Source organism: Mesorhizobium sp. M0522 (assembly GCF_040321085.1).
Classification (GTDB): Bacteria; Pseudomonadota; Alphaproteobacteria; order Rhizobiales; family Rhizobiaceae; genus Mesorhizobium.
In genome coordinates, this window is record NZ_JAMYQW010000023.1 from 52,778 (window position 1) to 65,876 (window position 13,099).

Sequence of the window (13,099 nt, forward strand, 5' to 3'; positions counted from 1 at the left end):
TTGCGGCTAGTCCCTTCTCCCCGTTGACAATTGACGGCCTCTACCCGGCCTGGCGCAATCACCCTGCGTCGCAGAGGCGCGTTTCGACCATTTCGCACAAATGGTGGTAGAGGCACAAATGCCCCTGCTGGATGATCGGCGTCGAGGTCGAGGGTACGTTGAGCAGGATGTCGGAGAGCGGCTTCAGCTTGCCGCCGGTGTCGCCGGTCAGGCTGACCACCGTCATGCCCATCATGCGCGCCTGTTGGGCGGCGGCGAGGATGCTTGGCGAATTGCCGCTGGTCGAGATGGCGAGCAGCACGGCGCCCGCCGAACCATGCGCCTCGACCTGGCGCGCAAACACCGTGTCGAAGCCGTAATCATTGCCCCAGGCGGTCAGCACCGCCGCGTTGGCCGGCAGCGCGATGACGTTGTAGGCCTTGCGCTCCCTGAGGAAGCGGCCGACCAGCTCGCCGGCGATATGGATGGCGTCGCTGGCCGAACCGCCATTGCCTGCTATCAGCAGCGCCTTGCCCTGCGAAAGCGCGGCGACGACGGCGCTGACCGCCCGCTCCATCTCGCTGGTCAGGTCGCGCTCGACCATCGCCGAAATCGCGGCCGCCGAGCGGGCCAGGTAATCGTTCAGTTCGGACATGAAACCCTCAGTTCCCGGCGCGCAACCTGCCGATAGTGCCGGTCGTGCTCTTGCCGGCGACGAGGTCGACCAGCACGACGCGCCCGCCGGCCTTCTGCACGACATCGGCGCCAACCACCTGATCGACCGTATAGTCGGCACCCTTGACCAGTATGTCGGGGCTCAGCGCCTCGATCAGCGAAAGCGGCGTATCCTCCTCGAAGATGACGACGGCGTCGACCGAGGCAAGTGCTGCCAGCACGCAGGCCCGGTCATGCTGGTCGTTGACCGGGCGCCCCGGCCCTTTCAGCCGGCGCACCGAGGCATCGCTGTTGAGGCCGAGCACCAGCCGATCGCACTGGCTGCGGGCCGCATGCAACAGGCTGACATGGCCGGCATGCAGGATATCGAAACAGCCATTGGTGAAGCCGACGCTCAAGCCCTCGTCTTTCCAGCCCGCCACCAGCCGCGCGGCGGCGGCGGCATCGAGGATCGCATCCAAGTGGGCGACCGGACCATGCGAGCGAAACAGCGCACCGGTGAGTTCCTCGATCGTCAGCCGCGCCGTGTCGCGCTTGCCGACGACAACGCCGCCGGCGGCGTTGGCGATCGATCCGGCCATGACGCGGTCGGCGCCTGCTGCAAGTCCCAGTGCAAACGTCGCGATCACCGTGTCGCCGGCGCCCGAAACGTCGAACACTTCGCGCGCCTGCGTGGCGATATGGCGGGCGTCGTCCGCACCGATGACGCTCATGCCCTTTTCGCTGCGCGTCGCGACGACGAAATCGAAACCGTGCGCCGAAATCAGCTGGCGCGCCGCCGCCTCGATTTCGTCGTCGGCAAACACTGCGCGGCCGACCGCCTCGCCGAGTTCCTTGCGGTTGGGCGTGATTGCCGTCGCGCCGGCATAACGCGCATAGTCGCGGCCCTTCGGGTCGACCAGCACCGGCTTGCCCGCTTCCCGACAGATCGAGATCAGCTCGCCGGCGGCGCCGTCGAGCAGCACGCCCTTGCCATAGTCGGACAGGATGACGATGTCGGCGCGCGCCAGCGCTTCGCGAAAATGCCCGACCAATGTCGCGCGCTCGGCATCGCCCAGCGGCTTGATTTCCTCTTCGTCGAAACGCAGCACCTGCTGGTTGAGCGCGCTGAATCGGCTTTTGGACGACGTCATGCGATCGGCATCCTGCGCCAGCCCGCCGGTGTCGACGCCAAATTCGCCGAGCATGCGCATGAGGTTCTTGCCGGCCTTGTCAGCGCCGATCACCGAGACCGGTATGACGGCAGCGCCGAGCGAAACGATGTTGGCGACGACATTACCGGCGCCGCCCATCGCCAGCGTTTCGCCGCGCCCGTGCAGCACGGGGATCGGCGCTTCCGGCGAAATGCGCTCGATCACGCCGTTGACGAAACGGTCGAGGATGAAATCGCCGACCACCAGCACAGTGGCGCTGCCGAAGCGCGAGATGGCGCGGTGAAGGGGTTCGGGAGAGGGCAGCTTGATCATGTCAACGCGTGGGAGGGCCGATTTTCGGTGACGGGAAATTCGATGGGCAGGGCCGGCCGTTCATGGCGATGCCGATATACCGCAATTTCAGCCGACGCAACGGCAGGCCTTCGACCGATCGCCGCGGCGAGACAGTGCGTCAGCTTTTCTGCAACGCGACATGCACGCCCAGTCCGACAAGCACCGCACCGCCGGCGCGCCGCATCAGGCGCTGCGCCCGGCTCGACTGCCGCAGCCTGGCGATCACCGCGCCGGCCAGTATCACGCAAACAATGTCGGCCGACGAGAACATCAAATTGACGATCGTTCCAAGCACGACGAACTGCAGCCAGACCGGAAACGCTGCCGAGGCATCGATGAATTGCGGCAGGAACGCCATGAAGAAAATCGCCGTTTTCGGGTTGAGCACCTCGACGGCAACGCTCTCCAAAAACGCGCGGCGGGCGGATTTCGGCTGAATTCCCGGCAAGACAACGTCGCCTTGCGCCTTGGCGCGAAACAAAGAAACACCGAGCCAGACCAGATACAGCGCACCGACCAGCTTGACCGCCATGTAAAGCACCGGCACGGCATGGAAAAGCACCGACAGGCCGACAGCGGCGGCGAAGACATGAACGTAGCCGCCGAGATGGATGCCGAGCGCCGCCATCAGCCCGGACCAGCGGCCGCGCGCCATGGTTTGCGCGGCGGCATAGAGCATGGCGGGACCGGGGATATAGGCGAAGATCGCCGTGGTGGCGAAAAAGGCGACAAGCAGTTCGGTTGACGGCATTACCTTGCTCCTGTCACGCTTCGCCGGTGGTCACCGACTGAAGCGAGAGCTTTGCGGCGGCACTGTGGCGCTCATCCGGCCGCCCCGCCACCTGCTTTGTCGACAGCCCGGCCCGCCTCCCCTATAAGGCCAGAATCCCACAAGGGCTACAACCGGCACAAGGTACCAGAGGCTTTCATGATCATCGTCACGGGCGGCGCCGGCATGATCGGTTCCAACATCGTCGCCGCGCTCAACGCCGAGGGTTTCAGCGACATCCTCGTCGTCGACGACCTCACCGACGGCCACAAGATCGCCAACCTCGCCGATCTCGAGATCGCCGATTATCTCGACAAGGACGATTTTCTGGCGCGGATGGAGGCCGGCGACCTCGGCCGCATCGAGGCGGTTTTCCACCAGGGTGCCTGCTCGACCACCACCGAATGGAACGGCAAGTTCATGATGGAGGTCAACTACACCTATTCGAAGCGCCTGCTGCACGCCTGCCTGGCCCTGCGCGTGCCGTTTCTCTATGCCTCCTCCGCTTCCGTCTATGGCGGCGGCGCCGAGTTCTGCGAGGAGCCGCAATACGAACGCCCGCTCAACGTCTATGCCTATTCGAAAAAGCTGTTCGACGACTATGTCCGCCGTACCGTGTTCGATACCGACCATTCGCCGGTGGCGGGCCTGCGTTATTTCAACGTCTACGGACCGCGCGAGGCGCATAAGGGCGCCATGGCCTCTGTCGCCTTCCATCTGTTCAACCAGGTCGAGCAAGGGCAGAACCCGAAGCTGTTCGGCGCCTATGGTGGTTTCGGGCCCGGCGAGCAGAGCCGCGACTTCATCCATGTCGGCGATGTCGCCGACGTCAATCTGTGGCTGTGGAAACGCGGCTCGAGCGGCATCTTCAACTGCGGCACAGGCAAGGCTCAGCCGTTCCGCGCCATTGCCGAAACGGTGATCGATACGCTCGGCCAAGGCCAGATCGAGTTCATCGAGTTTCCCGACCACCTCAAGGGCAGCTACCAGAGCTTTACGCAAGCTGATATGTCCCGCTTGCGCGCAGCCGGTTACAATGGCCAGTTCCGCACAGTGGAAACCGGCGTCAGAGACTATGTCGAATGGCTGAAAGCCCAACGATCCTCGTGATCGGCCCACGCTGGGTGGGCGACATGGTGATGGCGCAGTGCCTGTTCCAGGCGCTGAGGGAGCTTCATCCGAACGCCGCCATCGACGTGCTGGCGCCGGCGTGGGCAGCACCGCTGGTCAAGCGCATGCCCGAAATCCGCCAGCAGATCGACCTACCGCTGCAATCCGGCACGTTCGAATTCCGCACCCGAAGGCGCTTCGGCCGCCTGCTGCGCGGCCGCTACGACATGGCCTTTGTCCTGCCGGGAAGCTGGAAGTCGGCGCTGATCCCGTTCTTTGCCGGCATTCCGCGCCGTGTCGGCCATCTCAAGGAAATGCGCTACGGGCTACTGACCGACATCGTGCCCTTGCCCGATCGCCTGAAACGGCGCACCGCGCAGGCCTATTTCAGCCTTGCCCGTGGTGGCGCCTTCCAGGCGCCGAAGCTCGCCGTCGATCAAGCCAGCCAGGCGGCACTGCTCAGCCGTTTCGGGCTGACAGCGGGGAAATTCGTGGCAGTCATGCCCGGCGCAGAATTCGGCCCGGCCAAGCGCTGGCCGAGCGAACACTATGCCGGCCTTGCCCGTGAGATGATGGCGAAAGGGTTTGGCGTCGCGCTGTTCGGGTCGAAGAACGACGCTGGGGTGACGGCTGAAATCGCCGCGCTGGCTCCGGGCGCCGTCGATCTTGCCGGCCAGACGCGGCTCGAGGATGCCATCGACCTGATCGCGGCGGCGAGGCTCGCCGTCTCCAACGACAGCGGGCTGATGCATGTCGCCGCCGCCGTCGGCACGCCGGTAGTCGCCGTTTACGGCTCGACCTCGCCGCAGAACACGCCGCCGCTCGCCGAGCGCCGCGAACTGCTCTGGCTCGGCCTGTCCTGTTCGCCCTGCCACAAAAAAATCTGCCCGCTCGGTCATCTCAACTGCCTGAACACGCTGGAGGTCGAACGCGTCGTGGCGGCGGCGGAGCGGCTGCTGGAAATGCCGGCCGCCGCATGAAAGTGCTGATCGTCAAGACATCGTCCATGGGCGACGTCATCCACACCTTCCCGGCGATCGAGGACGCGCGCCGCGCTCGGCCGGATATCTCCTTCGACTGGTGTGTCGAAGAGGCATTTGCCGGCATCGTGGCGCTGCATCCAGCCATCCAAACCATCCACAGCGTGGCGATCCGGCGCTGGCGCAGGAAGCTGCTCGAGCCCGGCACATGGCGGGAAGTGGTCGGCTTGCGCCGCGCCTTGCGCGATTGCCGCTACGACCTCGTCCTCGATGCACAAGGCTTGCTGAAATCGGCGCTGGTGGCGCGGCTGGCGGCAGCCCCGGTCGCCGGGTTCGATCGGTCGAGCGCCCGCGAGCCTTCGGCAAGCCTGTTTCATGGCCATCGCTATGCCGTGCCGCGCGGCCTGCATGCCATCGAGCGCACGAAACGCCTGTTCGGGCTGGCGCTCGGCTACGAGCCGGATTTTTCCAGGCTTGAATCGGGTATCGCGCCGCCAGCCGGAAGATCGACTTTTGCCGGTGAAAAGACCGCTTTCCTGCTGCACGGCACCAGCCGCGAGGACAAGAAATGGCCGGTCGCGGACTGGATCGAAACCGCCCGCCTGCTGGTGAACATGGGAATGACGCCGGTCACCACCTGGTCGAACGACCGGGAACAGGCGGTTGCCGAGGCGATCGCCCGCGCCATTTCGCAAACCGTGGTGGTTCCCAGGTCGCCGCTAGCCGAGATCGCCGCCGTCATCGGCGGCTCGGCGCTGGTCATCGGCGCCGACACCGGCCTGACCCATCTCGCCAGCGCTTTCGGCCTGCCGACGGTGGCGATATTCCTCGCTACCGAGCCTGGCCTGACCGGTCCGCGCGGGCCATTCTCATCGACGCTGCTAGCCAGGCCCGGCCACAGCGTCACGCCGCCGGAGGTGATGGCGGAAGCCGAAAGGCTTGTGGAGCGCCAGACGCTTGGTCAGGCCGGTGGCCGCTGATTTGCTCAATCAATTCAATCGGAAAGGTCAGCGTTGCCCCTTCCCTTCTCCCCTTGTGGGAGAAGGTGGATTGGCGCGCAGCGCCAAGACGGATGAGGGGTGTTGGACGGAGTGCGGAGGGAGCCAAGCTGGAACACCCCTCATCCGACCTCGCTTCGCGAGGCCACCTTCTCCCACAAGGGGAGAAGGCAGAGCAGCGCCAATCCCCTAGATGAACTGCACCTGGACGATCTCGTAGCCCCTGGCGCCGCCTGGCGCATTGACCTCAATGGCATCGCCGACTTCCTTGCCGATCAGGGCGCGCGCGATCGGCGAGGAGATCGAGATGCGGCCGGACTTCACGTCGGCTTCCTGGTCACCGACGATCTGGTAGGTCTTTTTCTCCTCGGTATCCTCGTCGACCAGCACCACGGTGGCGCCGAACTTGACCTTGTCGCCGCTGAGCTTGGTGACGTCGATCACCTCGGCCCGCGCGATCAGGTCCTCGAGTTCGTTGACCCGGCCCTCATTGAGGCTCTGTGCCTCTTTTGCCGCGTGATATTCGGCATTTTCGGATAGGTCGCCATGCGAGCGCGCTTCGGAAATCGCCTCGATGATACGCGGCCGCTCCTGTTGCTGGCGCCAGCGCAGTTCTTCCTTCAATGACGCGAACCCCTCGCCTGTCATCGGGACCTTGTTCATAATGCCTGACCTTTCCTGCCGCCGCCCCCGCAATCGGGAGCGACCTTGTCGATGGTACAAAAAGAAAACGGTCCGGCAGCCTCGGGCTAACGGAACCGTCTCACCACAATTTCGCAAGATATAGCAATCTTCGCGGGTTTTTCACGTCCAAAAAGTCGGTTTTTGAAAAATCATCCACCGATTGCACGGCTGACCCCACGTCAAGCGGGGGTTTCCAAGATCGTATCGTGTACCGTGATGCCAAATCTCGGTTGTGGCCAACATGTGCAGCACAGCAAAAAACCGGCTGCGATCGCTCACAGCCGGTTATGAGGAGCGTTCCGGAGGATCAGCTCCTCATGAAATGATCGATCTGCTCCGACAGCATGCCGTATTCGCGAGACCCCTTGCCCGTGCGCTTCTCGATCTCGCGAAGCTGTTCCTGGGCGCCCGCAAGATCGCCGATCTGCAAGTGCGCCTCGCCGAGATATTCGCGCACCAGCGTGTAGTTCGGGTCGATGCGCAGCGCTTCCTCGTAATAGCCGAGGCCGACGGTGACGCGGCCGGAATGGCGGTGCGAATAGCCGAGATAGTTGAGGATGCGCGGATCCTGCTTGTTGGCGGCGAGGCTGAGCACGGCGATCGCCTCGTCGTAGCGTCCATCCATCGCCAGCGCGCGACCGGCATCGTAGATGCTGTCGTCGTCCAGCATGCCTTGCTTCGGGGAGACGCATTTCTTCTGTTTCTTGTCCCACGCCTCCCCCTTCTTGCACTGGGACTGGCCGCCGCCATTGCCGCCGCCACCGCCACCGCCACCTCCCCCGCCTTCACCAGCCGAAAACGCCGGAGCCGCAATCAGCGGCAGGGCGGCGATGGCCATGGCGTAAATCAGCAATCGTCTGCGCATCGAATTCTCCTTTGAACCTGACAATGCAACACTAACGCCGGCCCAACGCCGTTTCGTCCCGGAAAATGTCATCCTATCTCAAAACCGCGATCTCTCCCAGCAAGGCCATCTTATCCGGGAAGAGAGGGCATCGGAAATCATGCTTCACGATCAACGCCGCCGCGCAAGATAATGTGACGAGCGCTGCAAATCCGCTATCATCGGGCCGACCGAGCACGAAGCAGGGAGACGGCCGGTGCAGCAACGCGTTGAACGAGACTGGGAGCTTTCGATCGGTCCCGACACCGTGCGCCTGTTCATCCTGAAGGCGAAGGCGCTCAGCGCCGCCGTCAACGAAGACTATGCCGACGGCGCCGAGCACGAGATAGAGCTCGACGGCAACGCGCACGACAACCACCATCATGACGGCCTTGCCGAGGAAAGCTCCGAAGATCTCACCGAAGAAGAACTGCGCGAGCTGATCGACGATCTCAATGTCGACGAAGCGGCCGAACTGATTGCGTTGGCCTGGGTCGGCCGCGGCGACTATGACGCGACGGAATGGACGGACGCGCTGTCCGCCGCCCGCGAGCGCGCCAACAAGCGCACGGCAAAATATCTGCTCGGCATGCCGCTGCTGGCGGACTGGCTCGAGGAAGGCTTGGAAGCGATCGGCGCGTGACGGCGCGGTTACCGATTGTGATCGGCCGCCCCCCTCGCTCAAGGCAACTTCCCTGCATTCTGGCCGTTGCGACGTAATGGCGGCGTTTGGCTTTTTCAGATTGGGCAGATTGCTGCTGGCCGTTGCGGCTACGCCGCTGGCGGGACCCGTTTTAGCCAAGGCACCCGACCTACCGCAAACTGCACCAGTTCCGCAGCTCAACCAGCAAGTCACTCCGCCGCCACCAACCGAGATCCCGGTCCCTGAACCGCGCCCGGAGGATGCTCCGGAGCCGCCGGCGATTGCACCGCAGCCGCCCGAAAAGCCGGCACGGGCTGAGCCGCCGGCAGGCCCACCAGGCGCGCCACCAAACCCGGCCGAGGCAGACGAGAAGGCGGAGCAAAAAATCCTTCCTGATCCTCGATCGGCCGCCATTGCCGGGAGAGAAATGCCGGCCGAGGAATTGGCCTGCCGCAGGCGGCTGAAGTCGATGGGCGTCGATTTCGAGGAGCGCAAGCCAGAGCATGATACGTCAGTCGGTTGCTCGATCCCCTACCCGATCGCGCTGAAGACGCTCGGCAAATCCATCGCCATCGGCCCGGAGCCCGAGCTGAATTGCCAGATGGCGGAAGCGGCCGCCCGCTTTGCTGCGTCCGTCATCCAGCCTGCCGCAAAGGCCGAGTTCGGCGCGGATATTAAATCGATCGGCCAGGCCTCCGCCTTTGTCTGCCGGTCGCGCAATGGCGGCGGCAAATTGTCGGAGCACGCCTTCGGCAACGCGCTCGACATCGCCAGCTTCAAGCTTTCGGACGGGAAGGAGATCGATGTCGGCCCGGCGCCGCCGGAAAAGGACGCGAAATTCCTGAACGCAGTGCGCAAGGCAGCCTGCGGACCGTTCAAGACCGTGCTTGGCCCCGGCAGCGACGCCGATCATTCGCAGCATCTCCACTTCGACCTCGAACCGCGCCGCAACGGTGGTACGTTTTGCCAGTGACCTTAGCCTATGGGGGCGCCGCAATTTGGCGGCAGGCGTGAACGGCGCCGCTGATTTTTCCTTTACTCTTCAGGTTTAGAGTCTGTGCCATCTGGGGACAGGAACCCTTCCGATGGCCGGGCTATTTCGCGCTGCGCTTGCCGCTGTGCGGCACACAGAATGCGCGCGCATAGCCGGCAGGCTTGCCGCCCTGCTTGCCATTGCGGCGGTCTCGGCCTGCAATACCGGCAGCGTGCTGTCGCTGCAGCCGGCCGTCGATGTCGGCAGCCAGACCGCTGCCGTCCCGCCCAATTCCGACCCGCAATATTCCGGCGCGCAAGATTCCGGGCCGCAATATTCGGGTATGCAGCGCCTCGTCCCGTCCAATCCCTTTATGACGGCCGCCTATCCGCGCCTGGACAACCCGATGTCGCCGGCCGAACAGATGCCGGCCACAGAGATCGATTGCCGCAAGGAATTGAAACGCCTCGGCGTCGTCTACACCGACGTTGCGCCGATCCATGAAGGCCAGTGCGGGATCGACTATCCGGTCAAGGTCTCGGCCATCGGCAGTGTCGAGATGAAGCCGGCCGCGACGCTGACCTGCGACATGGCCGCCACCTTTGCCGGCTGGACCAGGAACGAACTCGTGCCGTCGGCCCGCTGGCGCTATTTCTCAGGCGTCAAGACCATCCACCAGGGCTCGAGCTATTCCTGCCGCAGGATTGCCGGCGAAGGTGTTTTGTCGGAACACGGCAAGGGCAATGCGCTCGACGTGATGAGCATCGAACTCAACAATGGCGACGATATCGACGTCCGCAAGCCCGGCCTGTTCGCCTTCCGCACCCGCGGCTTCCTCAACAATGTCCGCGCCGACGGCTGCCAGTATTTCACCACCGTGCTCGGCCCCGGCTACAATTACGATCACCGCAACCATTTCCATTTCGACATCAAGAACCGCAAGAACGGCTATCGCGCCTGCCGCTGATTGCAGCCCCTGCCCAAGACTTGCTGCGCCGGTTAAGATGGTGCGCAGACGCTTGGGTGGTGCCTCTTGAGCCAACGAAGCCTGCGACGACGTGCAACGACCTGGCTGGTGGCATGCTGTGCCGCCTATCTTTCGCTCGCCTATTTCGCCGCGCCTGAGTTCTGGACGTTGCGGGACCGCAATTTTCGCAATCAGCAATTCGAGATGGTGACGCACACGCCGCAAGGCATTCCGGGCGATCCGATCAATGTCGGCCTTGTCGGCACCAAGAAGGAGCTTGTCCATGCTTTTGCCGTCGCCGGCTGGGATACGGCAGACGCCATCACGCTGAAGACGGCCATCGAAATCGGCGAAAGCGTGCTGTTTGACCGCCCCTATCCCGACGCGCCGGTCAGCCGGCTGCTGTTCGAAGGCCGCGCCCAGGACCTCGCCTTCGAAAAGCCGGTCGGTGACAGCGCCGACCGGCGCCACCATGTCCGCTTCTGGCAGACCGATGCGACCGGAGACGACGGCCGGCCGCTCTGGCTCGGCTCGGCAAGCTTCGACCGCGGCGTCGGCCTCAGCCATGACACCGGCGCGATCACTCATCACATCGGCCCCGACATCGACGCCGAGCGCGATGGGCTGATGCGCGACCTCTCCGCCGCCGGCATGCTGATCTCGACCAGCGAGATACCAGGCGTCGGCGCCACGAAGACCGGGCGCAACGGCGAAGGCGATCCCTATTTCACCGACGGCAAGGCCATCATCGGCGTCCTGCTGCAACTGCCGTAGGCGCGCGATCGGCCTTCCCGTCTGACCCATTTCGTCCCGACGGGCTCAGGGCACGGTGATCACGATCTTGCCGAACGGTCCCGTCTCCAGACGCTCGAATGCCTGCGGCACCTCGTCGAAGCCAAACACCTTGTCGATCACCGGCTTGATCGCGAGCGTCTCGATCGCCTGGTTCATTCGCTCGAAAGCGCGGCGGTGGCCGATCGATATGCCCTGGACGACGATCCGGTTGCGCAGGAACGGAATGATCGGGAAACTGAGCTCCATGCTGCCGAGAAGGCCGATGAGCGACAGCCTGCCGTCGGCGCCCAGCGCATTGAGCGAGCGCCGCGCATTGTCGCCGCCGACCATTTCCAGCACATGCCTGACGCCGGCCCCGTTTGTCAGTTCGCGCGCAGCCTCGTCCCATGCCGGCTGGCTGCGATAATTGATCGCCTTCCAGGCGCCGAGCGCCTTCGCCCGCTCGACCTTCTCGTCGCTGCTCGAGGTGACGATGGCGCGCAGGCCGAAGGCGGCGGCAAATTGCAGCGCAAACAGCGACACGCCGCCGGTGCCCTGGATGAGAACGGTTTCCCCCGGGATCGGCTTGGCCGCCTCGACCAGCGCGAACCACGCCGTCAGCGCCGCGATCGGCAGCGTCGATGCCTCGACGTCGCTGAGCGACGGCGGCGCCGCCACGGCGGCATCCTCATGAAAAAGCACATGCTCGGACAGCATGCCGGGCAGTGACGAACCAAGCGTATGCTTGTGCAGCACCGGCGGGGCGTCGCCGTCCGGCCAGTCGGCGATCACCTGGCCGAGCACGCGCTGCCCGATGCCGAAGCGGCTGACTTCGCTGCCGGTGGCGACTACTTCGCCTACCGCGTCCGATGTCGGCACGAACGGAAAGCTGAGGTCCGGTATCAGCACGCCATCGACGATCATCCTGTCCTTGTAATTCAGCGATACCGCTGTGACGCGTACCAGAAGATCATGCGGCCCGGGTTGGGGCAGCTTTCCATCAGCCGGCTTCAACCTGGACAGGCCGAAACCGTTCATCTGCCAGGATCTGTTTTCGGTGCTCATTTGGTTCGCGCTCCGTGGTTGATGATTGCGCGAGACATTTACGCCGTTTCACTATGGAGAAAAGTGCTTCCATGTGGCATGTTCTGCAACAGATTAAGGAGCAAAACTCTACAATAGGAGCGCTTCATTGGAATCGGCCAATTTGCAAGGCATCGTCGCATTCGTTCACGCGGTGGAGGCCGGCAGCTTCACCGGCGCTGGCGCACGGCTGCATGTCACCAAATCGGCGGTCGGCAAGTCGATCGCGCAGCTGGAACAGCGATTGGGCGTCCGCCTGCTCAACCGCACCACCCGCAGCCTCAGCCCGACCAGCGAGGGCCTGAGCTATTACGAAGCCTGCGTCAGGGCACTGGCCGAGATCGAAGCCGCCCGGTCGCTGTTGGCATCGCGCAAGCAGGTGCCTTCCGGGCGGCTGCGCGTCGACCTGCCTTTGGCCTTCGGCCGGCGGTGCGTCGCCCCGCTGCTGTTCGACATTTCCAAAAAATTCCCGGACCTGACGATGGAAATCTCGTTCAACGACCGGCGCGTCGACCTGATCGAGGAAGGCATCGACCTGGCGGTGCGTATGGGCGACCTCGACGACAGCTTGTCGATCGCCGCGCGCCGCATCTATGCCCAACGTTCGGCCATCTGCGCCGCCCCCGCCTATCTCGACGCCCATGGCAGGCCGCTATCGATCGAGGACCTGGCCAGGCACAGCCTCATCGGCTACGGCCGCGACGGCACGGTCCATCCCTGGACAGTCAGGCATGTCGACGGCCGTCTCGAAAAATTCGCGCCCAAGGCGCGGCTGGTGCTCGGCCACGGCGAACCGATGCTCGATGCGGTACTGGCCGGCTGCGGCATCGTCTATCTGCCGACATGGCTGACGGCCGACAGCATCAGGCGCGGCGAGCTCGAAATGGTTCTGTCGGACTGTCTTGTCGAAAACACCGTGGTGCATGCCATCTGGCCGGTAACACGCAATCTCGCGCCAAAGGTGCGCGTCGTCGTCGACGCCCTGATCGAGCATTTTTCCGCGCCGCCCTGGGATGCGGCATGGGTGCCGCCTGATTGCCCGGCTCGCTAAATTTAAAAAGCGCGACCGTCCTATTTTCGAAAACCGCGCGGCA

General features: G+C 64.1%; 14 protein-coding genes. 8 read left to right on the forward strand and 6 right to left on the reverse strand.

All coding sequences use genetic code 11. The features are described from left to right. Positions 1-58: 58 nt before the first annotated feature. The 3 genes from NKI58_RS22555 to NKI58_RS22565 form a co-directional block, all read right to left on the reverse strand. Positions 59-634, reverse strand: a complete 576-nt coding sequence (locus tag NKI58_RS22555; RefSeq protein ID WP_352586848.1) for a D-sedoheptulose-7-phosphate isomerase — start codon at positions 632-634, stop codon at positions 59-61. A 7-nt stretch (positions 635-641) separates the two neighbouring features. Then, the gene (gene rfaE1 / locus NKI58_RS22560) at positions 642-2,120 is read right to left on the reverse strand and encodes a D-glycero-beta-D-manno-heptose-7-phosphate kinase (protein WP_352788233.1); all 1,479 of its coding nucleotides are present in this window, start codon (positions 2,118-2,120) and stop codon (positions 642-644) included. Between the two features lie 139 nt (positions 2,121-2,259). Then, positions 2,260-2,892, reverse strand: coding sequence for a LysE family translocator (locus NKI58_RS22565; protein ID WP_023678350.1), 633 nt, complete (start codon positions 2,890-2,892; stop codon positions 2,260-2,262). A 177-nt stretch (positions 2,893-3,069) separates the two neighbouring features. Between NKI58_RS22565 and rfaD the strand changes: the two genes are divergently transcribed. Genes rfaD through waaC form a run of 3 tightly spaced genes read left to right on the forward strand, consistent with a single transcriptional unit; the run spans position 3,070 to position 5,980 of the window. Beyond that, positions 3,070-4,020 carry an ADP-glyceromanno-heptose 6-epimerase gene (rfaD, locus tag NKI58_RS22570; protein WP_352788229.1) on the forward strand — a complete coding sequence of 317 codons (951 nt, stop codon included), beginning with the start codon at positions 3,070-3,072 and terminating at the stop codon, positions 4,018-4,020. Further along, positions 3,993-5,000: a lipopolysaccharide heptosyltransferase II gene (gene waaF, locus NKI58_RS22575; protein WP_023678352.1), complete on the forward strand. Its 1,008-nt coding sequence runs from the start codon at positions 3,993-3,995 to the stop codon at positions 4,998-5,000. Before rfaD ends, waaF begins: the two co-directional genes overlap by 28 nt. After that, the gene (gene waaC, locus NKI58_RS22580; protein ID WP_352567963.1) at positions 4,997-5,980 is read left to right on the forward strand and encodes a lipopolysaccharide heptosyltransferase I; all 984 of its coding nucleotides are present in this window, start codon (positions 4,997-4,999) and stop codon (positions 5,978-5,980) included. Before waaF ends, waaC begins: the two co-directional genes overlap by 4 nt. Before the next feature lie 207 nt (positions 5,981-6,187). On the opposite strand, the gene greA is transcribed toward waaC, so the two are convergent. Both greA and NKI58_RS22590 read right to left on the reverse strand, forming a co-directional pair. Continuing rightward, a complete protein-coding gene (gene greA / locus NKI58_RS22585) occupies positions 6,188-6,661 on the reverse strand; it encodes a transcription elongation factor GreA (RefSeq protein ID WP_023719113.1) in 474 nt (157 codons plus the stop codon). A 328-nt stretch (positions 6,662-6,989) separates the two neighbouring features. After that, positions 6,990-7,547, reverse strand: coding sequence for a tetratricopeptide repeat protein (locus NKI58_RS22590; protein WP_023678353.1), 558 nt, complete (start codon positions 7,545-7,547; stop codon positions 6,990-6,992). 235 nt (positions 7,548-7,782) lie between these two features. Here NKI58_RS22590 and NKI58_RS22595 point away from each other — a divergent pair, with 235 nt between their 5' ends. From NKI58_RS22595 to NKI58_RS22610, 4 genes are all read left to right on the forward strand, one after another. Next, positions 7,783-8,208, forward strand: a complete 426-nt coding sequence (locus NKI58_RS22595; protein ID WP_352788224.1) for a DUF3775 domain-containing protein — start codon at positions 7,783-7,785, stop codon at positions 8,206-8,208. A 100-nt stretch (positions 8,209-8,308) separates the two neighbouring features. Then, complete coding sequence (locus NKI58_RS22600) at positions 8,309-9,181, forward strand: extensin-like domain-containing protein (RefSeq protein ID WP_502894547.1); 873 nt, start codon at positions 8,309-8,311, stop codon at positions 9,179-9,181. Positions 9,182-9,293: 112 nt separating this feature from the next. After that, positions 9,294-10,148: an extensin-like domain-containing protein gene (locus tag NKI58_RS22605; RefSeq protein WP_023678356.1), complete on the forward strand. Its 855-nt coding sequence runs from the start codon at positions 9,294-9,296 to the stop codon at positions 10,146-10,148. A gap of 66 nt (positions 10,149-10,214) precedes the next feature. Beyond that, positions 10,215-10,922: an LssY C-terminal domain-containing protein gene (locus tag NKI58_RS22610; RefSeq protein WP_352586838.1), complete on the forward strand. Its 708-nt coding sequence runs from the start codon at positions 10,215-10,217 to the stop codon at positions 10,920-10,922. A gap of 45 nt (positions 10,923-10,967) precedes the next feature. Here the strand turns inward: NKI58_RS22610 and NKI58_RS22615 are convergent, their stop codons facing one another. Next, entirely contained in the window at positions 10,968-11,987 is a 1,020-nt protein-coding gene (locus NKI58_RS22615) for a zinc-dependent alcohol dehydrogenase family protein (protein ID WP_352586836.1), read from the reverse strand. Between the two features lie 127 nt (positions 11,988-12,114). On the opposite strand from NKI58_RS22615, the gene NKI58_RS22620 reads away from it, so the two are divergent. Then, a complete protein-coding gene (locus tag NKI58_RS22620; RefSeq protein WP_352456967.1) occupies positions 12,115-13,056 on the forward strand; it encodes a LysR family transcriptional regulator in 942 nt (313 codons plus the stop codon). Positions 13,057-13,099: the final 43 nt, after the last annotated feature.